Source organism: Dechloromonas sp. TW-R-39-2 (genome assembly GCF_016864195.1).
In the GTDB taxonomy this organism is placed as follows: Bacteria; Pseudomonadota; Gammaproteobacteria; order Burkholderiales; family Rhodocyclaceae; genus Azonexus.
In genome coordinates, this window is record NZ_CP045202.1 from 1,200,221 (window position 1) to 1,223,255 (window position 23,035).

General features: G+C 59.7%; 25 protein-coding genes. 11 read left to right on the forward strand and 14 right to left on the reverse strand.

Features of this window, described 5'->3' with window-relative positions; translation table 11 throughout:
* Positions 1-35 precede the first annotated feature (35 nt).
* Complete coding sequence (alaS, locus tag GBK02_RS05810) at positions 36-2,657, forward strand: alanine--tRNA ligase (protein ID WP_203468794.1); 2,622 nt, start codon at positions 36-38, stop codon at positions 2,655-2,657.
* 103 nt (positions 2,658-2,760) lie between these two features.
* Here alaS and GBK02_RS05815 read toward each other — a convergent pair whose 3' ends face one another.
* The 8 genes from GBK02_RS05815 to GBK02_RS05850 form a co-directional block, all read right to left on the reverse strand.
* Positions 2,761-3,093 (reverse strand): hypothetical protein, encoded by a 333-nt coding sequence (locus tag GBK02_RS05815; RefSeq protein ID WP_203468795.1) that lies wholly within the window; start codon positions 3,091-3,093, stop codon positions 2,761-2,763.
* A gap of 117 nt (positions 3,094-3,210) precedes the next feature.
* On the reverse strand, positions 3,211-4,464 hold the full coding sequence (locus GBK02_RS05820) for an EAL and HDOD domain-containing protein (RefSeq protein WP_203468796.1): 1,254 nt from the start codon (positions 4,462-4,464) through the stop codon (positions 3,211-3,213).
* 9 nt (positions 4,465-4,473) lie between these two features.
* On the reverse strand, positions 4,474-5,850 hold the full coding sequence (locus GBK02_RS05825) for a phosphomannomutase/phosphoglucomutase (RefSeq protein ID WP_203468797.1): 1,377 nt from the start codon (positions 5,848-5,850) through the stop codon (positions 4,474-4,476).
* A complete protein-coding gene (locus GBK02_RS05830; RefSeq protein WP_239003188.1) occupies positions 5,847-6,851 on the reverse strand; it encodes a YheT family hydrolase in 1,005 nt (334 codons plus the stop codon). The genes GBK02_RS05825 and GBK02_RS05830 overlap by 4 nt, the downstream gene beginning before the upstream one ends.
* A complete protein-coding gene (locus GBK02_RS05835) occupies positions 6,848-7,279 on the reverse strand; it encodes a nuclear transport factor 2 family protein (RefSeq protein WP_203468798.1) in 432 nt (143 codons plus the stop codon). The genes GBK02_RS05830 and GBK02_RS05835 overlap by 4 nt, the downstream gene beginning before the upstream one ends.
* Positions 7,276-8,301 (reverse strand): lipopolysaccharide heptosyltransferase II, encoded by a 1,026-nt coding sequence (gene waaF, locus GBK02_RS05840; protein ID WP_203468799.1) that lies wholly within the window; start codon positions 8,299-8,301, stop codon positions 7,276-7,278. Before waaF ends, GBK02_RS05835 begins: the two co-directional genes overlap by 4 nt.
* Positions 8,302-8,334: 33 nt before the next feature.
* Positions 8,335-8,523 carry a zinc-finger domain-containing protein gene (locus GBK02_RS05845; RefSeq protein WP_203468800.1) on the reverse strand — a complete coding sequence of 63 codons (189 nt, stop codon included), beginning with the start codon at positions 8,521-8,523 and terminating at the stop codon, positions 8,335-8,337.
* 15 nt (positions 8,524-8,538) lie between these two features.
* Complete coding sequence (locus tag GBK02_RS05850) at positions 8,539-9,459, reverse strand: branched-chain amino acid transaminase (RefSeq protein ID WP_203468801.1); 921 nt, start codon at positions 9,457-9,459, stop codon at positions 8,539-8,541.
* A 90-nt stretch (positions 9,460-9,549) separates the two neighbouring features.
* Between GBK02_RS05850 and GBK02_RS05855 the strand changes: the two genes are divergently transcribed.
* The 5 genes from GBK02_RS05855 to GBK02_RS05875 all read left to right on the forward strand — a co-directional run bounded on the left by GBK02_RS05855 (position 9,550) and on the right by GBK02_RS05875 (position 13,409).
* Positions 9,550-9,996, forward strand: coding sequence for an NUDIX hydrolase (locus GBK02_RS05855; protein WP_203468802.1), 447 nt, complete (start codon positions 9,550-9,552; stop codon positions 9,994-9,996).
* Positions 9,996-10,547 (forward strand): hypothetical protein, encoded by a 552-nt coding sequence (locus GBK02_RS05860; RefSeq protein ID WP_203468803.1) that lies wholly within the window; start codon positions 9,996-9,998, stop codon positions 10,545-10,547. The genes GBK02_RS05855 and GBK02_RS05860 overlap by 1 nt, the downstream gene beginning before the upstream one ends.
* On the forward strand, positions 10,540-11,637 hold the full coding sequence (gene mnmA, locus GBK02_RS05865; RefSeq protein WP_203468804.1) for a tRNA 2-thiouridine(34) synthase MnmA: 1,098 nt from the start codon (positions 10,540-10,542) through the stop codon (positions 11,635-11,637). The genes GBK02_RS05860 and mnmA overlap by 8 nt, the downstream gene beginning before the upstream one ends.
* Before the next feature lie 269 nt (positions 11,638-11,906).
* The gene (locus GBK02_RS05870) at positions 11,907-12,485 is read left to right on the forward strand and encodes an OmpA family protein (RefSeq protein WP_203468805.1); all 579 of its coding nucleotides are present in this window, start codon (positions 11,907-11,909) and stop codon (positions 12,483-12,485) included.
* Between the two features lie 9 nt (positions 12,486-12,494).
* The gene (locus tag GBK02_RS05875) at positions 12,495-13,409 is read left to right on the forward strand and encodes a patatin-like phospholipase family protein (protein WP_203468806.1); all 915 of its coding nucleotides are present in this window, start codon (positions 12,495-12,497) and stop codon (positions 13,407-13,409) included.
* 78 nt (positions 13,410-13,487) lie between these two features.
* On the opposite strand, the gene GBK02_RS05880 is transcribed toward GBK02_RS05875, so the two are convergent.
* On the reverse strand, positions 13,488-14,096 hold the full coding sequence (locus GBK02_RS05880) for a glutathione S-transferase (RefSeq protein ID WP_203468807.1): 609 nt from the start codon (positions 14,094-14,096) through the stop codon (positions 13,488-13,490).
* A 95-nt stretch (positions 14,097-14,191) separates the two neighbouring features.
* Between GBK02_RS05880 and purB the strand changes: the two genes are divergently transcribed.
* The 5 genes from purB (at position 14,192) to GBK02_RS05905 (ending at position 17,534) form a co-directional block, all read left to right on the forward strand.
* Positions 14,192-15,559: an adenylosuccinate lyase gene (purB, locus tag GBK02_RS05885; RefSeq protein WP_203468808.1), complete on the forward strand. Its 1,368-nt coding sequence runs from the start codon at positions 14,192-14,194 to the stop codon at positions 15,557-15,559.
* A complete protein-coding gene (locus GBK02_RS05890) occupies positions 15,560-15,835 on the forward strand; it encodes a zinc ribbon domain-containing protein (protein ID WP_203468809.1) in 276 nt (91 codons plus the stop codon). It begins immediately after the preceding gene.
* On the forward strand, positions 15,836-16,153 hold the full coding sequence (locus tag GBK02_RS05895; RefSeq protein WP_203468810.1) for a DUF2322 family protein: 318 nt from the start codon (positions 15,836-15,838) through the stop codon (positions 16,151-16,153).
* A 163-nt stretch (positions 16,154-16,316) separates the two neighbouring features.
* Positions 16,317-16,772 carry a cytochrome c gene (locus GBK02_RS05900; protein ID WP_203468811.1) on the forward strand — a complete coding sequence of 152 codons (456 nt, stop codon included), beginning with the start codon at positions 16,317-16,319 and terminating at the stop codon, positions 16,770-16,772.
* A 69-nt stretch (positions 16,773-16,841) separates the two neighbouring features.
* The gene (locus GBK02_RS05905) at positions 16,842-17,534 is read left to right on the forward strand and encodes a cytochrome b/b6 domain-containing protein (RefSeq protein ID WP_203468812.1); all 693 of its coding nucleotides are present in this window, start codon (positions 16,842-16,844) and stop codon (positions 17,532-17,534) included.
* Positions 17,535-17,617: 83 nt separating this feature from the next.
* Here the strand turns inward: GBK02_RS05905 and secF are convergent, their stop codons facing one another.
* The 5 genes from secF to queA are packed head-to-tail and all read right to left on the reverse strand — an operon-like array spanning position 17,618 to position 23,022.
* On the reverse strand, positions 17,618-18,562 hold the full coding sequence (secF, locus tag GBK02_RS05910) for a protein translocase subunit SecF (protein ID WP_203468813.1): 945 nt from the start codon (positions 18,560-18,562) through the stop codon (positions 17,618-17,620).
* 12 nt (positions 18,563-18,574) lie between these two features.
* Complete coding sequence (gene secD / locus GBK02_RS05915; protein WP_203468814.1) at positions 18,575-20,458, reverse strand: protein translocase subunit SecD; 1,884 nt, start codon at positions 20,456-20,458, stop codon at positions 18,575-18,577.
* A gap of 46 nt (positions 20,459-20,504) precedes the next feature.
* Positions 20,505-20,831 (reverse strand): preprotein translocase subunit YajC, encoded by a 327-nt coding sequence (gene yajC / locus GBK02_RS05920; RefSeq protein ID WP_203468815.1) that lies wholly within the window; start codon positions 20,829-20,831, stop codon positions 20,505-20,507.
* Positions 20,832-20,876: 45 nt separating this feature from the next.
* Complete coding sequence (gene tgt, locus GBK02_RS05925; RefSeq protein ID WP_203468816.1) at positions 20,877-21,986, reverse strand: tRNA guanosine(34) transglycosylase Tgt; 1,110 nt, start codon at positions 21,984-21,986, stop codon at positions 20,877-20,879.
* Positions 21,976-23,022, reverse strand: coding sequence for a tRNA preQ1(34) S-adenosylmethionine ribosyltransferase-isomerase QueA (gene queA, locus GBK02_RS05930; protein ID WP_203468817.1), 1,047 nt, complete (start codon positions 23,020-23,022; stop codon positions 21,976-21,978). Before queA ends, tgt begins: the two co-directional genes overlap by 11 nt.
* Positions 23,023-23,035 lie beyond the last annotated feature (13 nt).

The window sequence follows — 23,035 nt, forward strand, 5'->3', positions numbered from 1 at the left end:
GTTTCGAATTCAATGCCATTTAGGGCCGACAGCTTATGAAAAGCGCCGAAATCCGCCAGCAGTTCCTCGACTTCTTCGCCTCCAAGGGGCATCAGATCGTGGCCTCCAGTTCGCTCGTGCCACACGAGGACCCAACCCTGTTGTTTACCAACGCCGGGATGAATCAGTTCAAGGACGTTTTCCTCGGTTTCGACAAGCGTCCCTACAGCCGCGCAACGACCTCGCAAAAATGCGTGCGCGCCGGCGGCAAGCATAACGACCTCGAAAATGTCGGCTACACCGCGCGTCACCATACTTTTTTCGAAATGCTTGGCAATTTCTCGTTTGGCGATTACTTCAAGCGCGACGCAATTACCTACGCCTGGGAGTTGCTGACCGAAGTCTACAAGTTGCCCAAGGACAAGCTGACCATCACCGTCTATGCCGAGGATGACGAAGCCTACGATATCTGGACCAAGGAAGTCGGCGTGCCGGCCGAGCGCGTCATTCGCATCGGTGACAACAAGGGCGCCCGTTATGCCTCCGACAATTTCTGGATGATGGGCGACACCGGCCCCTGCGGCCCGTGCACCGAAATCTTCTACGACCACGGCGAAAAGCACTGGGGCGGCCCCCCGGGATCGCCTGAAGAAGACGGCGACCGTTTCATTGAAATCTGGAACAACGTCTTCATGCAGTTCAACCGCGACGAAGCCGGCGTGATGCATCCGCTGCCCAAGCCCTCGGTGGACACCGGCATGGGGCTGGAGCGTATCTCGGCCGTGTTGCAGGGCGTGCACGCCAACTACGAAATTGACCTGTTCCAGAGCCTGATCAAGGCTGCTGCGCGCGAAACCAGCGATGCTGACATCAACAGCCCGTCGCTCAAGGTACTGGCCGACCATATTCGCGCCTGTTCCTTCCTGCTGGCCGATGGCGTCATTCCGGGTAACGAAGGCCGCGGCTACGTACTGCGCCGAATTATCCGCCGCGCCATCCGTCACGGCTACAAGCTGGGCGCCCGTGCTGCCTTCTTCCACAAAATGGTGCCGGATCTGGTCGCCGAAATGGGTGGCGCCTATCCCGAACTGGTTCAGAATCAGGCGCGAGTGACTGCCACGTTGAAGCAGGAAGAAGAGCGTTTCTTCGCCACTATCGAACATGGCATGGCGATTGTCGAAAGTGAACTGGCTGCCCTCAAGGCTGCCGGCAACAAGGTTTTCAACGGCGATACCGCCTTCAAGCTGCACGATACCTACGGCTTCCCGCTCGATTTGACGCAGGACATCTGCCGTGAGCAGGAAATCACCGTCGACGCAGCGGCCTTCGATGCCGCCATGGCGCGTCAGAAGGAACAGGCGCGTGCCGCCGGCAAGTTCAAGATGGCGGCCAATCTCGAATACGATGGCCCGGTCAGCACTTTCCACGGTTACGATGGTCTTGAAGCGCAGGGCAAGATCCTGGCGCTGTACAAGGACGGTGTCGCGGTCAACGAGCTGCACGAGGGCGATTTGGGTGTGGCCGTACTCGACAACACGCCTTTCTACGCCGAGTCCGGCGGCCAGGTCGGCGACCGCGGCGAGTTCAAGGCCGCAGCCGGCATTTTTGCCGTCGAGGATACGCTGAAGATTCAAGCCACCGTTTTTGGTCACCACGGCGTCGTCAAGACCGGTTCACTGGTTGTCGGTCAGTCCGTCACGGCACGGGTCGATGCACCGTCGCGAGCCGCTACGGCACGCAATCACTCGGTGACGCACCTGATGCACAAGGCGTTGCGCGAAGTGCTGGGTCAGCATGTCCAGCAAAAGGGTTCGCAAGTCGATCCGGACAAGACTCGTTTCGACTTTGCCCACACTGCCGCGATGAGTGCTGAGGAAATCCGTGAGGTCGAGGAAATCGTCAATCACGAAATCCTGGCCAACGCCGCAACCGATTCCCGCGTGATGGGCATCGAGGATGCCCAGAAGTCGGGTGCCATGATGCTGTTCGGCGAAAAATACGGTGATGAAGTGCGCGTTGTCGGTATCGGTTCGTCGAAAGAGCTGTGCGGCGGGACGCACGTCAGCCGGACCGGCGACATCGGCCTGTTCAAGATTCTGGCTGAATCCGGCGTCGCCGCCGGTGTGCGTCGCGTCGAAGCGGTAACCGGCCATAACGCGCTGCGCTACGTCCAGCAGCAGGAACGTCAGGTGCTGGGTGTTTCCGCCCTGCTCAAGACGCAGCCGGAAGAGGTTGCCGAGCGTGTCGTCGGTATTCTCGACAATGTCCGTAACCTCGAAAAGGAACTGGCCCGTCTCAAATCCAAGCTGGCCTCTTCCCAAGGCGATGATCTGCTCAATCAGGCGGTCGACATCAAGGGTGCCAAAGTGCTGGCGGTAACCCTGGAAGGCGCCGATCTCAATTCGCTGCGCGAAACGATGGACAAGCTGAAGGACAAGCTCAAGTCGGCGGCCATCGTGCTGGCTTCGGTCGCCGATGGCAAGGTTACGCTGATTGCCGGCGTGACGGCTGATCTGACCGGCAAGGTCAAGGCCGGTGAACTGGTCAATCTGGTTGCTCAGCAGGTCGGCGGCAAGGGGGGCGGTCGTCCTGACATGGCGCAGGCGGGCGGTACGCAGCCGGAAAATCTGCCGGCTGCGCTGGCCTCTGTCGCGGCCTGGGTCGACGGCAAGCTGTAATTCTTTTTGAGTCACCGGATGGGCCGCTCCCGGCTCGTTCGGCGGGAAACAAAAATGCCACCGGATCGGTGGCATTTTTTTTAATATCGGGCGAGGCTGGGGCTTAGCGAGGCAGGTAGCCGGCCGGGGGGGTGCCTGTCGTTTCACGGATGACTTCACCGTCGATGACCCGGCCGGTCTCGAAACCGGTGGGGCTGTCTTGTGCGGGTTGTTCGCGCATCTGCTTGCGAATGGCGCGGGTTTTCCACCACAGCCAGCCCCACAGGGCGACTCCGCCAACGGCGACAACCGCCAGGGCAACGAGTGAGAACATGAAGGCCAGCGTCAGGAAGGCGATGCCGAGAATCAGCGAAATCAGCTTGCCGGCCAGGCTTTTGGGTGCTTGCTGGAAGTGGATGCGCTGTTGGGAAAAGGAGGGGGACTCTTCGTGGCTCATGGCAGATTTTGGCGCAGCTGATTAGTGTCGAGGCCCCTATTTTGCAGGGGGATTCAACCTTGAGCCAGCACTGTCGTGTAGCGTTTGGTGACTATCTGTATCACCCATGGCTTGCGTTCAGTTCGACGGTGTTTCCTGGCCGATGCTGTTGGCCCATTGCAAGGCTTGCGTCTGGGCGCGGTTGAGGGCTTTGGGGCCAAGGCCGGGCAGTCGCGAAAGGCTCTCGGCGAGTTGCGCCAGTTCGCCACTTTCGCTGTTTTCTGCCAGCGCCAGCATTTGGCCGAGCGGGCCGCTGCCATCGCACAAGGCATCGCGGACTGTGCCGGATAGTCCGAGCGGAGTAACGATTTCATTGATCGGCAGGCCAACCAGTGCCGGCATCAGCGACATGATGCCGGCCATGAATGCCTGGTCGGCCAGCGCCGCATCGCCCGGCATCAATTCGGCAGCCAGCAGTTCCATCAGGCGGCCGCGCGTTGCGGCCATGAGCAGCAAGGGATTGACGCTTCCGTTCTGGCTGCCAGAGGCAAAAACCAGCAGTTGCAGCCAGCGTTGCAACTGGCGGCGGCCGAGTACGGTGATGGCGTGGCGCAGCGAAGTGATTTTCTCGGTGCTGCCGGCGCCGACGGAATTGGTCATGCGCAGCAGGTTGACCGTGAGACCCGGTTCCGGCTTCAAGGCGACTTCAATCTGGCTGGTGTCGGCATCGCTGAGCAGCAGACCCATCAGCTTCATCAGCGATAACTGGGAGTGATCGAGTTTCTTGCCGGCGATGATCGTCGGTTTGGCAAAGTAGTAGCCTTGGAACAGCGTGAAGCCAAGCTTGAGGCATTGCTCCATTTGTTCGCGCGAATCGACCTTCTCGGCCAGCAGTTGTTTGCCGAGCGGTTTCAGCTTCATGACCAGTTGCATCAACTGGACGCGGGACAGCGGCTGGATGTCGACCTTGATGATTTCGACCAGGGCCAGCAGATCGGCAAATTCAGGTTCGAGCTGGATGACATCATCCAGGGCCAGCGTGAAGCCGGCCGCCTTGAGTGCGGCGCAGCGTTCGACGACGGCGGCGCTGGGCGGCACGGTTTCGAGAATTTCGAGTACGACGGCGTGCCGCGGTAACAGTTCGAGCATGTCGCTGAACAGGAAAGCCTCATCGACATTGATGAAGCCGCGGCAACTGCCAAGCGCTGCTTCGACGCCGAGTTCACTGAAGGCGTTGGCGATTACCGTGGCGGTAGCCTGGACGCCATCGGTCACTTCGGCGCTGTTGCGCGTGCCGTTGCGGAAAAGCAGTTCGTAAGCGACGAGCCGCTGCTCGCGGTCGAGAATGGGTTGCCGGCCGAGAAATAACTGATCAGCAGCGGTGTCGCTCACGAAAACTCCTTAAAACGGCAGTTCAATCCCCGGCCAGACGGCCTTCAGGGCATTACGGAACCCGGCCTGGATGCGTTCCAGCGCGACATCGTTGTCGGCTTCGAAACGCAGCACTACGACCGGCGTGGTATTCGATGGGCGGGCCAGACCAAATCCATCCTGGTATTCGACACGAACGCCGTCGATGGTGATGATCTCTTCGGCGCCTTCGAACTTGCCTTCGGCTTTCAGCTTGTCGATCAGGACAAACGGTTCGCCTTCAGCCATCTTGATGTTCAACTCAGGTGTAGACGGCGCATTCGGCAGATTTTTTAGCACCGGATTGGCGTCGACCGCGCGAGACAGGATTTCAAGCAGCCGGGCGCCGGTGTACAAACCGTCGTCGAAGCCGTACCAGCGCTCCTTGAAGAAGGTGTGGCCGGACATTTCGCCAGCCAGCGGAGCGCCGGTTTCCTTGAGCTTGGCCTTGACCAGCGCGTGGCCGGTATTCCACATCAGCGGCACGCCGCCATGCTGGCGGATCCACGGGGCGAGCAGGCGGGTGCATTTGACGTCATAGATGATCTGGCCGCCCGGTACGCGGGAAAGTACGTCGGCGGCGAAGAGCATCAACTGGCGATCCGGGAAGATGATCTCGCCATCCTTGGTCACCACGCCGAGGCGGTCGCCGTCACCGTCGAAGGCAATGCCGATTTCGGCATCGGTTTCTTTCAGGGCTTTGACGACATCGGCCAGGTTTTCCGGCTTGGACGGGTCCGGGTGATGGTTCGGGAAGTTGCCGTCGACTTCGCAGTAGAGCGGAACGATGTCGCAGCCGAGGCGCTTGAACAGTTCGGGGGCGATGGCGCCAGCGACGCCGTTGCCGCAGTCCATGACGATCTTCATCGGGCGGGCCAGCTTGACGTCGCCGACGATCTTTTCGACATAGGCGCCGAGTACATCGGCGCTGCTGCGCTTGCCCTGGCCGTGCTTGAGGTTGCCGGCTTCGATGCGCTTCTTGAGGTCCTGAATGGCGTCGAGCGCCAGTGTCGTGCCACCGATCACCATCTTCAGGCCGTTGTAGTCCGGCGGGTTGTGGCTGCCGGTGACCGAAACGCAGGAGTGCACGCCGAGTTCGTAGGCGGCAAAATAGGTGACCGGGGTCGGTACACAACCAACGTCGATCGCGTCGATACCGGCGGCGCAGATGCCGTCCATCAGGGCGCCGGCCAGTTCCGGGCCGGACAGGCGACCGTCGCGCCCGACGGCGATGGCTTTCTGGCCTTGCTCGGCGGCGAGCGAGCCGAGTGCGTGGCCAATCTGGCGCACGACGTCGGCGGTCAGGGATTTATTGACGATGCCGCGAATATCGTAGGCCTTGAAGATTTCAGCAGGAAGTTGGCTCATGATGAGGTCGTATGACGTTCGAAAAGGAAGAAGTGTAAGAGTCTTTGGGCCAACCAGTCCAGATTTCCCGGAAAGGGGCCGCTGACGAAACCAACATGGCCGCCCCCGGCTGGATGTTCCAGATGGACGAAACGGCTCACCTCGGCGGTATCGGGGAGGAATCGGGCCGGCAAAAATGGGTCATTTTTGGCGTTGACCGCGAGCGTCGGCACGGCGATCGATTTCAGCCAGGGTTTGGCCGAAGCGCGCTGCCAGTAATCATCGGCACCGGCAAAACCATGGACCGGTGCGGTGACGGCATCGTCGAACTGGTAGAGGTTGCTGGCCTGCTGCATTTTTATTGCATCGAACAGTCCGGGAAATTGGCGCAGGCGGGCGTGCGAAATTGCCTTGAGCGTTTTCAGGAAATGCCGGGTGTAAATCCGGTTGAAGCCGCGCGCCAGATGGTGGCCGCAGGCGGCGAGATCAAGCGGGGCGCAAATCGAGACGACGCCGGTGACCAGTGCGCTGGCTGCCGGGCCTTGTTCGCCGGCCCACTTGAGCAAGGCGTTGCCGCCGAGCGAAACACCTGCTGCATGGATCGGCTGCTGCTGGTTGATGTCGTGCAGGCGACGCAATATCCAGTCGATCTCTGCCGAGTCGCCGGAATGGTAGGCGCGTGGCCGGCGGTTCAGTTCGCCCGAACACCCCCGGAAATGCGGCATGACGAAGCGCCAGCCGGCTTGTTGGCAGGCGCGTGCCGTGGAAATCGCATAGTGGCTGCGGGCGCTGCCTTCGAGTCCATGGAAAAGAACGAGCAGCGGGCTGTCGGCCGGGCCGTCGAGAAAGTCGACGTCGATGAAATCGTCATCAGGTGTTGTCCAGCGTTCGCGTCGCAGCTTGATCGGGCGGGGCTTGATGAGCAATGGCCAGATTGTCTGGGCGTGCCCGCCGGGCAGCCAGCCGGGAGCGCGATAGGCTTTGACGGCGGGCTTGATTCCGGGCTTGAGCGCCGTCTTCAATGCAGCGTGTGCGGAATCGACTCAGCCATGGCTTGATGGCCGTCGTCGGCCGCCGAGGCGTGGCGGCTGACCATGCGCCAGCCATGGGCGCCCAGCGTGTAGACGTGGGTGACGTAGAGTGGGCCGTGCGGGCTTGGGTCGTCACCGACATAAAGCACTTCGGTCAGATGATGAATGGCCATCACCGAGCCCTGCCAGTGAGTTAGTTGTTCGGCATCGACGCGCAGCTTGGCGTTGCCGAAAATGCTGCGCCAGCTTTCGCGGATCGGCACCACGCCCTGCAAGCGGACGCCGGTCGGATGAATGCAGATGGTTTCTTCGTCCTCGGCCCAGAGCAACATCATCAGGTCGGCATCGCCCTTGATCAGGGCTTCGTAGAAAGCCTGCTCGACATCTTCGGGCGAGGCATAAGCGACGGGTTTGCTCATCGGGTCGTTCTCGGGGCAATTCTGGTCAGGCAGGCGGCAAAGACCGTGCCGGGGGAGAGTTGATTCAGGCAGTCGAGGTGGCCGAGCGGGCATTCGCGCTTGAAACACGGGCTGCATTCCAGCTTGAGGCTGAGAATGTCGGCCTGGTTCGAGAGCGGCGGCGTGAAACCGGGCGAAGATGAGCCGTAGAGCGTGACCAGCGGCCGGTCGAGTGCGGCGGCAACATGCATCAGGCCGGAATCGTTGCAAACCACCAGATCAGCCAGTGCCAGCAGGTCGACCGCCTGACCAAGCGAGGTTGCGCCGCATAAATTGCGACACAGGCCGGGGGCGAGTTGCGAAATTTCCTCGGCGACGGCGTGATCCTTGGGTGAGCCGAACAGCCAGATGGCGCAGCCTTGCTCGGCCAGTTTTTTGGCCAGCTCGGCGAAGTGGGCTGCCGGCCAGCGTTTGGCCGGGCCGTACTCGGCACCGGGGCAAAAAGCGACGATACGGGACGGGCGCTCAAGTTCAAGCTGGGTCAGCGTATTTTGCTGCTCTGCTGCGGTCGACCGTAACGTTGGGTGCGAAATCGGGCGGGGCAGGCTGGCACCGGGGGCTTCGGCCAGTTGTGCGAAGCGTTCGACCATCAGCGGTAAGGCGGCCTTGTCGAGCGTATGGCGCCGATTGATCAGGCCGTAGCGCGATTCGCCGATGAAGCCGACGCGCAGCGGAATCCCGGCCATGAACGGCACGAGGGCCGATTTCAGTGAATTGGGCAGGACGTAGACCGCGTCGTAATCGCGTGCCGCCAGATCGCGGCCAAGCCGCCAGCGCGCCTTGAGCGAAAGCTGGCCATGCCCGAACGGGCTGTCCACGATGTCGGTGATTTCCGCCATGCGCTGCAATACGGAGGCGACCCAGCGCGGGGCGAGGGCGTCGAGTTGCAAGCCGGGATGTTTGGCATGCAGCCGCGCAAAAAGCGGCTGCGCCATGATGGTGTCGCCGATCCACGAGGGGGCGACGATCAGTGCCTTCTTCATGCGGTTAAGGCGGGCTTTTGGCCCGCCGCCCGGTTAGTGATGGCCCTTGGGCGCTTCGCCCTTGAAAACATACTGGGTGCTGCAGTACGGGCAGGTGACTTCGCCGCTTTTCAGCACGTCGAGGAAGACGCGCGGATGCAGGCTGGCCAGTGCGGAACCCGGTTGCGGGCAATGCAGCGGCAGGTCGTGTGCGGTGACTTCAACAGTGGTCTTGTCGGACATCGAAAACTCCCTGATTTATACGTAAGCCAGCCAGCCGTCGTGTTCGGCGGAACGGCCGTACACCACGTCGAAATACTTGGCCTGGATGCGGGTGGTCAGCGGGCCGCGCTTGCCGATGCCGATCTGACGGCCATCGAGTTCGCGAATCGGCGTGACTTCGGCGGCGGTGCCGGTGAAGAAGGCTTCGTCAGCGGTATAGACTTCGTCGCGGGTGATGCGCTTTTCGCAGACTTCGAGGCCCATTTCGGCGGCCAGTTGCAGCACGGTGGCGCGCGTGATGCCTTCCAGGCAGGACGTCAGGTCCGGCGTGTAGAGCTTGCCCTTCTTGACGATGAACAGGTTCTCGCCGGCACCTTCGGCGACATAGCCTTCCGGATCGAGCAGCATGGCTTCGTCGTAACCGTCGTTCGTCGCTTCGTTGTTGGCCAGGATCGAGTTGATGTAGTGGCCGCAAGCCTTGGCGCGAACCATGGAGATATTCACATGGTGGCGGGTGAAGCTGGATGTCTTAACGCGAATGCCGCGCTCCATGCCTTCTTCGCCGAGGTAAGCACCCCACGGCCAGGCGGCGATGGCGATGTGTACCTTGGCACCCTTCGGCGAAACGCCGAGCTTTTCGGAGCCGTAGAAGGCGATCGGGCGGATGTAGCCGGATTCGAGATTGTTGGCGCGGATGACTTCTTTGTGCGCTTCATTGACTTCGTCGCGCGTGAAGGGCATCTGCATCTGGAAAATGTGTGCCGAGTTGAACAGGCGGTCGGTGTGGTCTTCGAGGCGGAAAATGGCCGTGCCTTTTTCAGTCTTGTAAGCCCGGACGCCTTCAAATACGCCCATGCCGTAATGCAGGGAGTGGGTGAGGACGTGGGTGGTGGCTTCACGCCAGGGCACCAGTTTGCCGTCTTGCCAGATAAATCCGTCGCGATCCGCCATCGACATGCTTGATTCTCCGTAATGCGCTCGTAAAAGCCCATAATTCTAGCCGAAATCAGTGGGTAAAATAACGCCTTTGCCGATAGAGTCGTTGCCATGATCTGGAAACCCAATGTCACCGTTGCTGCTGTCATTCAGCGCGACGGCAAGTTCCTGCTGGTCGAGGAGGAAACCGAAGCCGGGCTGGCCTTCAATCAGCCGGCCGGGCATCTCGAAGAAGGCGAGGCGTTGATCGATGCCGTGGTGCGTGAGGCGCTGGAAGAAACCGCCTACCACTTCAAGCCGACACATCTGGTCGGGATCTACAACTGGAAGCATCCGACCAAGGATGTGACCTATCTGCGCTTTGCATTTGGTGGCGAGTTGCGTGGCTTTGAGGCTGAACGCAAGCTCGATGACGGGATTGTTGCTGCGCGCTGGCTGACGCTTGATGAAATCAAGGCAACGCAGGCGCGGCATCGCAGCCCGCTGATCCTGCGCTGCGTCGAGGATCTGCTGGCCGGAAAATCGTATCCGCTCGATTTGCTGGTGCATTACGCCTGATGAAGTCCTGGCTGCTTGCGCTGCTGTTTTGCTGCGGCTCGCTGCTGGCCGAGGAAAAGGTGCAACTTTGCTACGGTTACGGTTGTCTCGTGCAGGCTGAAATTCGCTACGGCGATGCGCAATTGAGTGAAGTTGATCGCACCTTGCGTGCCGCGGTCGACGCCGAAAACGAGCGTGAATTGCTCGCTGGCGTCATTGGGCAACTGTACGCCTGGGCCGGCGAGCAATCGGATATCCGCAATGATCGCGGCGGCAACTACGCCGATGCTGGCGTGCCGGGCAAGATGGATTGCATCGATCATTCGACATCGACCACCCGCTTGCTGCACCTGCTTGAAGCGCGTGGCGATTTGCGCTGGCACCATGTTGCAGCTATCGAGATGCGTCGCTGGGCGTTCGTTTTTCCGGCGCATTACTCGGCCGTGATTGAAATGCCGGGTGAGGGTGATGGCCGCCACTTTGTGGTCGATAGCTGGTTTGTTGATAATGGACAACCCGCGGTGATCCTGCCGCTGGATGAATGGAAGAAGGGGGCTGGGCCCGATGTCTGAAAAAACTGTAGTGGTCGGCTTGTCCGGCGGTGTCGATTCCTCCGTGGCGGCCTTGTTGCTGAAACAGCAAGGCTGGAAGGTGATCGGCCTGTTCATGAAGAACTGGGAAGACGACGACACCGAGGAGTACTGTTCGTCGCGTCAGGATCTGATCGATGTGATGAGTGTCGCCGACCGGATCGGTATCGACGTAGAAGTCGTGAATTTCGCCGCCGAATACCGCGAGCGCGTCTTTGCCGAATTCCTGAGCGAATACCAGGCCGGGCGGACGCCGAATCCGGACATCCTGTGCAATTCCGAAATCAAGTTCAAGGCCTTCCTCGATCACGCCATGAAGCTGGGTGCCGACAAGATCGCCACCGGGCATTACGCCGGGGTGCGCGAATTCAATGGCGAGTTCCAGTTGCTCAAGGCCGAGGATGGCACCAAGGATCAAAGCTATTTTCTCTATCGGCTGAATCAGGCGCAGTTGTCGAAGACGCTGTTCCCGCTGGCCGATCTTTACAAGCGGGACGTGCGCAAGATTGCAGAGGCGGAGAATCTGCATGTGGCCGCCAAAAAAGATTCGACCGGGATCTGTTTCATCGGCGAACGCCCGTTCAAGGATTTTCTCAGCCGCTACCTGCCGCCCAAGCAGGGTGAAATTCGTCGTCTCGATGACGGCAAGGTGCTCGGTCAGCACGATGGTCTGATGTACCACACCCTCGGCCAGCGCAAGGGCTTGCATATCGGTGGCCTGAAGGAAAAAGGCCAGCCGGGCGGCGGCGATCACGATGCCTGGTTTGTCGCCGGCAAGGATATGGAAAAGAATGTGCTTTATGTCGTGCAGGGCCACGATCATCCGGCCTTGCTCAAGGAAAGCCTGGTTGCCGAGCAGCTTTCCTGGGTGTCCGGCCAGGCGCCGCATACGCATTGGGTGTATACCGCCAAGCCGCGTTACCGGACTTCCGACCAGCCTTGCGAGGTCGACCGCGTCGATGGCGAAAGCTGCGAAATCCGCTTTGCCGAAGCGCAGTGGGCGCTGACGCCGGGGCAGTCGGTGGTGCTCTATGAAAGCCGGGTTTGTCTCGGTGGCGGGATCATTCGCTGATTGAACTTGAGGCGTACTGTCGATATTCCTGTCGTACGCCTCAAATTCTGTAAAGAGTTGTAGTTTCCTGTCCGTGCATGGGGCTGTCGGGCGCTCTGTTTTTCTTTTTATTTCATCGGCTTACGACTTTTTGTCGTGCATAGCGTGGCGGGCTGGCCGGTTTGCCTATTTGTTGGGTGGTGAACATAATCCGCTCCCATTCCGGCTGACTCTTCCCCGTTTGGTTCTGATCCAGACAAGCAGCCTTTGCCATCTCCGAAGGAATCATCATGTCGATCTCTCTTTTGCGTCGCCAAATTTCAATCTCGGCTGCAGTGCTTGGCCTGTTGTTGATTGGCGGTTGTGCCACGGCACCGTTGCCGCCGGCCAAGGTGACGCTGGCCGTTGCCCAGACCGACCGCGGCGTCATGGTCTGGTTGCCCGATACCGTGCTCTTCGAATTCGGTAAGGCGTCGCTTGATCTGACCGAGGCCGCGCCTTATCTCGATCGGGTGGCCCAGCTTCTACGGGAAAAATCGAGCGCCGATCTGTTGCTTGAAGGGCATACCGACAATGTTGGTGCGGCGGCATTCAACCAGGCGTTGTCGCAGCGTCGGGCCGATGCGGTGCGCGATGCCCTGCTGACGCGTGGCGTGCCGCAGGGCCGCATGAAATCGGTCGGTGTAGGCTTGAGCAAACCGCTGGCGCCCAACGATACCGAAACTGGGCGCAAGCTCAATCGTCGGGTTGAAATCATTCTGCTCGGCGAAAAGCTTGAGAATCTGGTGCGTGGCGAACCTGACAACGCCTTCGAGCAGGCTTTCGACCGTCTCAAGCGTTTGCTCGAACAGCCGCAGAGCAAGGGCTGATCCTGAATCATGGAAAATCGTCAGGAAGATTTTTCGCCATTACGCCGCCGCTTGCTGGGCGCTTCGCTGGCCGGTGGCGTGTTGGCTTCGCCGCTCGATGTTTTGGCACAAAGTGGCGCATTGCCTGAAAAGCGTCGTCTGGCGGTGGTGCTGGGCGGTGGTTCGGCGCGCGGGTTTGCCCACATCGGCGTGATCAAGGCACTTGAGGCGGGCGGTATCCGGCCGGACCTGATTGTCGGCTGCAGCGCCGGCAGCCTGATCGGTGCATTCTGGGCTGCCGGTTTTTCCGGGGTTCAGATGGAAGAGCTGGCGATGCGGGTCAAGGACAGCGAAATTGTCGATCTGGTCAACGGCCCGACGCAGCAGCGAGGCATGGTGACGGGCAAGAGCCTGCATGCTTTCGTCAATCAGTCCCTGCAGAACCGCTCCCTCGAATCGCTTAAAACGCCTTTTGCAGCCGTCGCCACGCAATACCCCGGCGGTGAGCTGGCTGTTTTCAACAAGGGCGATACCGGTTTCGCGGTGCGCGCTTCGTGCTCGATTCCCGGTGTGTTCATTCCGGCCAGCCTGGATGGTCAGGAGTATCTGGATGGCGGCCTGGTCAGTCCTTTGCCAGTATCGACGGCCCGCAAGCTGGGGTGTGACCTGGTTGTGGCGGTCGATGTCGGTGGATTCGACCCGACCGGGGACGACGGGCATGGCTTGTATAACCTGTTGCTGCGCTCATTCGAGATCATGGGGCAGGCGTTGCGCAAGCGTGAAGCCGCTGATGCAGATATCGTCATCCGTCCTGAAGTCAGCCGTATTTCAAGCACCGATTTCTCTGCCCGCAGGACCCTGATTGCGATGGGGCAGCAGGCCGGAGCGCGTCTCTTGCCGGTGATCCGGGAAAAAATGGCCATGCCTGTGCGCCGGCGTGGCTGATTGTTCTTGCGTTGATTTTTGCGGTGATTCCCTGGTTGACCGCAGCAGTATTGAAAAAGGCGCCGTTGGCGCCTTTTTTTAATCGTGCGGTACTGAGTCGGCGAACGAAGGTCGCTGCATCAGTTTGGCGTAGAGCTTGGCCAGATTGGGGTGGCTTTCCTGCCAGTTGATGTCGGCAAAGCGGAATGCCAGGTAACCCAGCGCAGTGACGCTGGCGATGTCGGCCATCGAAAAATGCGTTCCCATGCAGAAAGCTTTGTCGCCGAGTTCTTCGGCCATGAAATCGAGGCCGCGCATGACCTTGTCGCGTTGACGGGCGATCCAGCTGGCGCTTTGCTCTTTCTTCGGGCGTTTGGCTTCGAGAAAGGCGCTGGCGGCTGCGTCGCAGATACCGTCGGCCACCGCTTCCCAGCGCTTGACCTCGATGCGTTCGCGATTGGGCGCCGGGAAAAGCTTGTTGTTCGGCGTCACATTGTCGATGTATTCGACAATGACGCGCGAATCGAAGAGCGGCGTGTTGTCGTCGAGCAGCAGAACCGGGATCTTGCCGAGCGGATTGATGTTCGGCACCTTGCTGTCTTCCAGCCAAGGGGAATCGATTTCGAAGTCGTACTCGATTTTCTTTTCAGCCAGAACGATCCGTACTTTGCGGACGAAAGGGCTGGTGTGGGAGCCGATCAGCTTCATTACATGCTCTCTGATTTGGGGAGTTGGATTATAGCGTATGGCGCAGGGGATCGTCGGACAGGTAAAATTGCAGGCTTACTCAAAAGGATGTTTTTATGACCTTCAATCCATTGACTGCCCTTTCCCCGCTCGATGGCCGCTACGCCGGCAAAGTCGACGCCCTGCGCGAACATTTTTCCGAGTTCGGCCTGATCAAATCCCGCCTCAAGGTCGAGATTGAATGGTTGAAGGCGCTGGCCGCCGAGCCGCACTTTGCCGAAATTGCCGCTTTTTCCCCGTCGACCGTGGCCGAGCTGGATGCTCTGGTTGCCAATTTCGGGCCGGAACAGGCTGCCGAAGTGAAAGCCATCGAGGCCACCACCAATCACGACGTCAAGGCGCTGGAATACTGGATCAAGGACAAGACCAAGGGCAACGCCGAAGTGGTCAAGGTCAGCGAGTTCATCCACTTTGCTTGCACCTCCGAAGACATCAACAATCTGTCGCATGCGCTGATGTGCCAGGGCGCCCGCGAGCAGGCCATGCTGCCGACGCTGGACAAGGTCATCGCCAAGCTGGTTGAACTGGCCCACGCCTACGCCGACATCCCGATGATGAGCCGCACGCACGGTCAGCCGGCGACGCCGTCGACGATGGGCAAGGAAATGGCCAATGTCGCCTACCGCCTGCAGCGCGCCCGCGCCCGCATCGCCGCCGTCGAACTGCTCGGCAAGATCAACGGCGCCGTCGGTAACTACAACGCCCACCTCGCCGCCTATCCGGGCTACGACTGGGAGGGCTTCGCCAAGCGTTTCGTCGAGTCGCTCGGCCTGACCTTCAACCCGTACACCATCCAGATCGAGCCGCACGACGCGCTGGCCGAACTGTTCGACGCCTTTGCCCGCGCCAACAGCATCCTGATCGACCTCGACCGCGACGTCTGGGGCTATATCTCGCTCGGTTTCTTCAAGCAGAAGGTCAAGGCCGGTGAAATCGGCTCGTCAACCATGCCGCACAAGGTTAATCCGATCGATTTCGAGAATTCCGAAGGCAACCTCGGCCTGGCCAACGCGATGCTCAAGTTCCTTGCCGAAAAGTTGCCGGTTTCCCGCTGGCAGCGCGACCTGACCGATTCGACGGTGCTTCGCAACATGGGGGTCGGCCTCGGCTATGCGCTGCTCGGTTACGACTCGCTGTTGAAGGGCTTGGGCAAGCTGGAAATCAACGCCGACCTGATGAAGGCCGACCTCGACGCCAACTGGGAACTGCTCGCCGAGCCGATCCAGACCGTGATGCGTCGCTACGCCGTGCCGAATGCCTACGAAAAGCTCAAGGAACTGACCCGTGGTACCCGCGTGTCACGCGACGGCATGCAGGCTTTCGTGTCCACGCTGGAAATTCCGGAGGCTGCCAAGGCCGAACTGCTCAAGCTGACGCCGTGGGACTACACCGGCAAGGCGGCCGAACTGGCCAAGCGCATCTAAATGTTGTGCTCCAAATGCGGGCAGGACGTGCCGGCCGACGCCATTTATTGCCCGCATTGCGTCGGCGAGCGTAAAACCACGGACCAGGACGTGATCCGTGGCGGCATCCGCGGCGGATCGATCGGCCTTTTCCTCGGATTGTTGCCGATGATCTGGCTGCTTTATCACTTCGGCGCTGAGCGCGGTATCAAGGCCATCGCTTTTACCGTGCCGATTGCTACTTTTACAACGGGTCTGATCATTGGCATGGTCAAGGCCAAACGGGACTGGAAATAAATGTCGTTTGCTGAAAATCTGAAGAAATTGCCCGGAATCTCGCACCTTGCCGCGGTCAACCTGCTCGACAAGGAGGAAACCGTGGTGGCAACTATCGAAAACAAGGCGGGTAGCCAGGGTTCCCTGGCGGTGTACAACCATCTGGCCCAGACCTATGGTTCGATCAATCTTGAAGCTGCGAAAAAGGGCCTGGAGATTTTTGCCGAGCATACCGACGATGCCCGTTTGCATGCCGGCAAACATCCGAATATCGACCGCCTGCTGGCCATCGAAAGTGGCGCCCCGGCCTTGCGCGTCAAACACGTTTTTGCTGTCTGATTGATTGTTGAGTTTTTCTCACTATTTTTGTGAGAAAGGATCAACAAGTCCGTGCCGCCCGGTCATACGTGGCAGATATAATTTTTGCGCGGAATAAATTGATGCCTGCTGACGTACACCGTTTTGCAGGCCAATTCACCTCAACAACAACGGAGAAAATAATATGAAATCCAAGCTTTTGCTCGCTCTGCTCGCCGTCACCCTGACCGGCACTGCCGTCGCCCAGGTCAAGCCGGAAGAGGCCATCAAGTTCCGTCAATCGGGCTACACCTTCATGGCCTGGAACATGACTCGCATCAAGGCCAACGTTGAAGGTACGTACAACAAGGACGAGGTCATCAAGGCGGCGAATGCCATCCAGGCCATTGCCAATTCAGGCATGGGGGCGCTTTACCTGCCGGGCACCGACAAGGGCAAGGGCTGGGAAGATACCCGCGTCAAGCCGGAGTTGTTCACCAACAAGGAAGGTGTCGGCAAGGTGGCTGGTGCATTCGTCAAGGAAGCCAATGAAATGGCCAAGGTTGCGGCAACCGGTGATGTTGCCGCGGCCCGTGAGCAGTTCGGCAAGCTCGGCGGTACCTGCAAGGGCTGTCACGACGATTTCAAGATCAAGAAATAATCGCCTCGGGCTCGGCATGACAGCAGGCGCCTTCGGGCGCCTGTTTTTTCATGAACATGAAGGATAGACATGAACAGTAAACGTATCCGGCTCTGGGATTTGCCCACCCGTCTTTTTCACTGGTTGCTGGTTGTTTCGGTGAGTGGGGCGATTATCAGCGGCCTGATCGGCGGGAATTTGATCGTCTGGCATGAGCGCTTTGGTTTGTTGATTGCCGGGCTGGTCGTTTTTCGTCTGGTCTGGGGGGTGGTTGGCTCAAGCTATGCCCGGTTTTCCCAGTTTTTTCCGACCCCGGCCAAGCTGAAGGCTTATCTGGCCGGCAACTGGCACGCTCACGGACACAATCCGCTGGGGGCTTTTTCGGTTTTCGGCTTGCTCGGCCTGCTGGCTTTTCAGGTGAGTAGCGGTTTGTTCAGCAATGACGACATTGCCTTTGTCGGCCCACTGTTCGACCTGGTTGATAAAAACCTGAGCAACCGGCTGACAGGATGGCATACGCTGGCTGCCAATGTTCTCTTTGTATTGATTGGTTTGCATGTCGCCGCGATTGCTTTCTACGGCCACGTCAAGAAGGAAAACCTGGTCAAGCCGATGGTGACAGGCTGGAAGGAAACGACTTCGGGCGAGTCGGCCAAAGGGGGTGGTGTGCTTGCCTTGCTGGTTGCTCTGGTGCTGGCTGCAGCAGCGGTATATCTCGCCAGTGGCCTCTGGCTGCCTGAGCCGCCGCCGCCTCCGCCGGCGGCAGAAACACCGGCCTGGTGATTCCCTGTATTGATCCGGATATTTTCCGGACATGAAAAAGCCGCCAATCTGGCGGCTTTTTTATTGTCGACCGGCGCAGTCGATCAGACTACTGCGCCATCTTCATTGGCGCCTTCAACCGCTTTTTTCGGCTTGATGAACTGCTCGCGCGATACGCCCAGCCACATGACCAGCGGACTGGCGACGAGTACCGAAGAGTAGATGCCGAAGCAGATCCCGATGGTCAAAGCCATGGCGAAGTAGTGCAGGGTTTCGCCACCGAAAACCAGCATCGAGAGCACCATCAACTGGGTGCAGCCATGGGTGATGATGGTTCGGCTGATGGTGCTGGTGATTGCGTGGTCGAGTACTTCTGGCGTCGACATGCCGCGCTTGCCCTTGAAGGTTTCGCGGACACGGTCAAAGACGACGACTGATTCATTCACCGAGTAGCCCAGTACGGCAAGGACTGCAGCCAGGACTGAGAGCGAGAATTCCCACTGGAAGAATGCGAAGAACCCCAGAATGATGATCACGTCGTGCAGGTTGGCGATGATGGCGGATACGGAGAAGCGCCATTCAAAGCGGAACGCGAGGTACACGATGATGCCGAGGATGACCAGCAGCAGGGCCATGGCACCGTTTTCGGCGAGTTCCTTGCCGACTTGCGGGCCGACAAACTCGACGCGGCGCAATTCGGCGCCGGACGCTTCGGTTTCCAGCGCCTTCATCACCGCTTCACCCAATTGAGCCGTGTTCTGGTCGCCCTTGAGCGGCAGGCGGATCATGACGTCCTGAGATGAGCCGAAGTTCTGCACCGAATAATCGCTGAAGCCGGATTTGCCCAGTGCGCTGCGAATCTTTTCCAGGTCGGCAGATTGCTCGTAGTGGGTTTCGATCAGCGTGCCGCCGGTGAACTCGACCGACAGGTGAAGTCCCTTGGTGAAGAGAAAGACGACGGCCAGCAGGAAGGTGAGCAGCGAGATGATGTTGAACTTCAGCGCATGGCGCATGAAGGGGATGTCTTGCTTGATACGGAAAAATTCCATGTCCGTTTTTCCTTATTTCTGGTCGTTGACCGTGGGGCTTGCCGTGCCAGGTTTCCAGATCTGACCGATGGCAACCTTGGTGAGCTTTTTCTGACGACCGTAAATCAGATTGACCAGGGCGCGGGAAACGACGACCGAAGAGAAGATCGAAGTCATGATGCCGAGGCAATGGACGACAGCGAAGCCGCGCACCGGGCCGGAGCCGAAGATGAGCAGGGCGAGGCCGGCGATCAGCGTGGTGATGTTGGAGTCGAGAATGGTGCTGAAAGCGCGTTCATAGCCTTCCGAGATGGCCGCTTGGGGCGGCATGCCGGCGCGCAGTTCTTCGCGTACCCGCTCATTGATCAGCACGTTGGCGTCAATGGCCATACCCAGCGTCAGTGCGATGGCGGCGATGCCCGGCAGGGTCAGCGTAGCTTGCAGCAGCGACAGGATGGCGACCAGGAACAGCAGATTCGAAGCCAGTGCGAGCACGGAAACGACACCGAACATCTGGTAGTAGATGATCATGAACAGGGCGATAGCGGCAAAGCCCCACATCGTCGAGTGGAAGCCCTTGCGGATATTGTCTGCACCGAGGCTGGGGCCGATGGTCCGTTCCTCGATGATGTCCATCGGGGCGGCGAGTGAGCCGGCACGCAGCAGCAGGGCCGTATCATTCGCTTCCATGGTCGTCATCCGGCCGGAGATCTGGACGCGGCCACCGCCAATTTCAGTCCGGATAACGGGGGCGGTAACGACTTCACCCTTGCCTTTTTCGATCAGCAGGATGGCCATCCGCTTGCCGACGTTTTCGCGGGTGATGTCCTTGAAAATACGGGCACCGGCCGAATCCAGCGTCAAGTGAACGGCGGCTTCGTGCGTCTGGTTGTCGAAGCCAGGCTGCGCATCGGTCAGGCGGTCGCCAGTCAGGACAACCTGTTTCTTGACGAGCAGCGGCTGGCCGCCCCGTTCGTTGTAAACCTCTGTACCAAAAGGCGCATTGCCTGCAATGGCCGCTTCCAGTGCCCCGGGAGCATCGTCCACCATGCGGATTTCGAGGGTTGCGGTACGGCCGAGAATATCCTTGGCCTTGGCGGTGTCTTGTACGCCGGGCAACTGGACCACGATACGGTCGGCACCTTGCTGCTGGATGACCGGTTCGGCGACGCCGAGTTCGTTGATCCGGTTGTGTAGGGTCGTGATGTTCTGCTTGAGGGCAAACTCACCGATACGCTTTTGCGCTTCAGGCTTGAGCGTGGCGACCAGGCGGAATTCACTGGCATCCCCCTGCTCGGTCAGGGTCAGGTCGGGCTGGCTGTCGGCGATGGCATTGCGTGCCTTGTCACGGGTTTCCTGTTCGCGAAACTTGATGACCAGACGCTCGCCTTCGCGGTTAACGCCGCCGTGACGCAGGTTCTTGTCACGCAGGACGCTGCGCAAATCGGCCGAGGTCGAGTCGAGGCGCTTGGTCAGTGCCCCCTTCATGTCGACTTGAAGCAGGAAATGCACGCCGCCGCGCAGATCGAGGCCGAGGTACATCGGCAGCGCATGCAGCGAGGTAAGCCATTGGGGCGAGGCGGCCAGCAGGTTCAGGGCAACCACATACTGCGGGTCGGTTGCGACCGGATTGAAGGTTTTTTCCAGGATGTCCTTGGCCTTCAACTGGGTGTCCGTGTCCTTGAACCGGGTTTTGACGCCATTGAAGTCAAGCTGGATGCCATCATGGGTGATGCCTGCCAGCTTGAGGGATTCTTCGACGCGGGCCTTGGCCTTGTCATCGATCTTGATCGTTGCCTTGGCGCTGGAAACCTGCACGGCCGGCGATTCGCCGAAAAAGTTCGGCAGGGTGTAGACGAAGCCCAGCACCAATGCGATGGCAACGGTGATGTACTTCCAGAGAGGGTAGCGATTCATGATGGCTTCAAAGCAACAAAGGCGGCCAGCGGCCGCCTTTTGGGGATTACAGGGACTTCAGCGTGCCCTTCGGCAAGACCAGGCCGATCGACGGTTTTTGCACAACAACTTCGGTGCCTTCGGCGATCTCGACGGTGACGTAGTTGTCGCCAACCTTGACCACCTTGCCGACGATTCCGCCCTGGGTGACGACTTCATCACCCTTGGCCAGTGCGGCGAGCAGAGCCTTGTGTTCCTTGGCTTTCTTCATTTGCGGACGAATCATCAGGAACCACAGCACGACGAACATCAGGATCATCGGCAGCATCTGCATCAGGCCACCTGTCGGGTCGGCAGATGCAGCAGCGGTCTGGGCGTGGGCAAGGCTAATCATTAAGAAAACTCCGGATAACTAAAAAGTTCAGAACGCAGGATTCTATCACTGGCCCGAGGAACGGTCGTGGGCAAAGGCGGCCGACCATTGTTCGAGGGTGCTGTTCTCGATTGCTGCGCGCATCTCGGCCATGATGGTCTGGTAGAAATGCAGGTTGTGGATGGTGTTGAGCATGCCGCCGAGGATCTCACCGTTGCGGAAGAGATGGTGCAGGTAGCTGCGCGTGAATTGCGTGCAGGTATAGCAGGAACAGGACGGATCGAGCGGTCCGGTGTCCATCTTGTAGCGGGCGTTCTTGATCTTGACGTCACCGTAGCGGGTGAACAGGTGGCCGTTGCGGGCATTGCGGGTCGGCATCACGCAGTCGAACATGTCGATACCGGCCTTGACCGAGTACACCAGGTCTTCCGGTGTGCCGACACCCATCAGGTAACGCGGTTTGTGGGTTGGCAGCTTCGGCGCGGTGTGGGCCAGGATGCGTGCCATGTCTTCCTTCGGTTCGCCGACCGACAGGCCGCCGATGGCCATGCCGTCAAAACCGATGTCGCACAGGCCGGCGACCGATTCGTCACGCAGGTCTTCGTACATGCCGCCCTGAACGATGCCGAACAGCGCATTGCTGTTTTCCAGCTTGTCGTGTTCATCGCGCGAGCGCTGCGCCCAGCGCATGCTCATGCGCATCGACTTGGCGGCTTCTTCGCGGCTCGCCGGGTAGGGCGTGCATTCGTCGAAGATCATCACGATGTCGGAGTTGAGCACCTTCTGGATCTGCATCGAGATTTCCGGTGTCAGGAACAGTTTGGCACCATCGTGCGGCGATGAGAACTTGACGCCTTCCTCGGTAATCTTGCGCATTGCGCCGAGTGAGAAGACCTGGAAACCGCCGGAGTCGGTGAGGATGGGCTTTTGCCAGTTCATGAAGTCATGCAGGCCCTTGTGTGCGGCAATGACATCGAGGCCCGGACGCAACCACAGGTGGAAGGTGTTGCCGAGGCAGATCTGGGCGCCAATTTCGTGCAGCGAGGTCGGCGTCATCGCCTTGACCGTGCCGTAGGTGCCGACCGGCATGAAAACCGGGGTCTGGATCTGGCCATGGGCCAGCGTGACGGTGCCGCGGCGGGCCGCACCATCGGTCTTGTGGAGTTCAAACTGCATCGGATTTCTCCAGGAGCATGGCGTCGCCATAGCTGAAAAAGCGGTAGCCGTCGGCCACCGCGTGTGCGTAGGCGGCACGGATCGGCTGGTAACCGGCAAAGGCCGAAACGAGCATCATCAGCGTCGATTTCGGCAAGTGGAAATTGGTGATCAGCCGGTCGACCACTTTGAAGCGGTAGCCCGGGGTGATGAAAATGTCGGTTTCGCCGCTGCCCGCGCAGATCGTGCCGTCATCGTTGCCGGCCGATTCGAGGGTACGCAGGCTGGTCGTGCCAACCGCGATGATCCGGCCGCCGGCTGCACGTGTTGCAGCAATGGCATCTGCCGTGGCCTGGGTGACTTCGAAGCGTTCGCTGTGCATGCGGTGGTCGGCAATTTTCTCGACGCGCATTGGCCGATAGGTCCCGGCCCCGACGTGCAGCGTGACGAATGCGCTATTGATACCCTGTGCCTGCAGCTTTTCCAGCATCGCTTCATCGAAATGCAGGCCGGCTGTCGGTGCCGCAACAGCGCCGGGTTCGCGGGCGTAGACCGTCTGGTAACGCGTTTCGTCGGCACCTTCGGCCGGGTGTTCAATGTAGGGCGGCAGCGGGAGCTTGCCGTATTGCTCGGCGACTTCCCAAAAATTGTCGCGGTCGACCAGTTCCAGTGCAAAGAAATCGCCATCCGTTCCGGCCCGGCCGGTCATCCTGACCGTGAAAGCATCCGCCAGCATCATCGTGCTGCCGGCCTTCGGCGCCTTGCTGGCGCGAATCTGGCAGATCGCATGGGTCGCATCGATGATGCGTTCAAGCATGATCTCGACTCGTCCGCCGCTGTCCTTGAGCCCGAAAAAGCGGGCCTTGATGACGCGAGTGTCGTTGAAGACGAGCAGGTCGCCGGCCTTCAGCAGTTGCGGCAGTTCGGCAAATTGGCGGTCAAAGTGCTGTTGACCGCAGACATGCAGCAAACGGCTGCCACTACGTTCTGTCGCCGGGTGCTGGGCAATCAGTTCGGGGGGGAGATGAAAGTCGAAGTCGTCGACGGTCAACGACATGGGCTGTATCCGC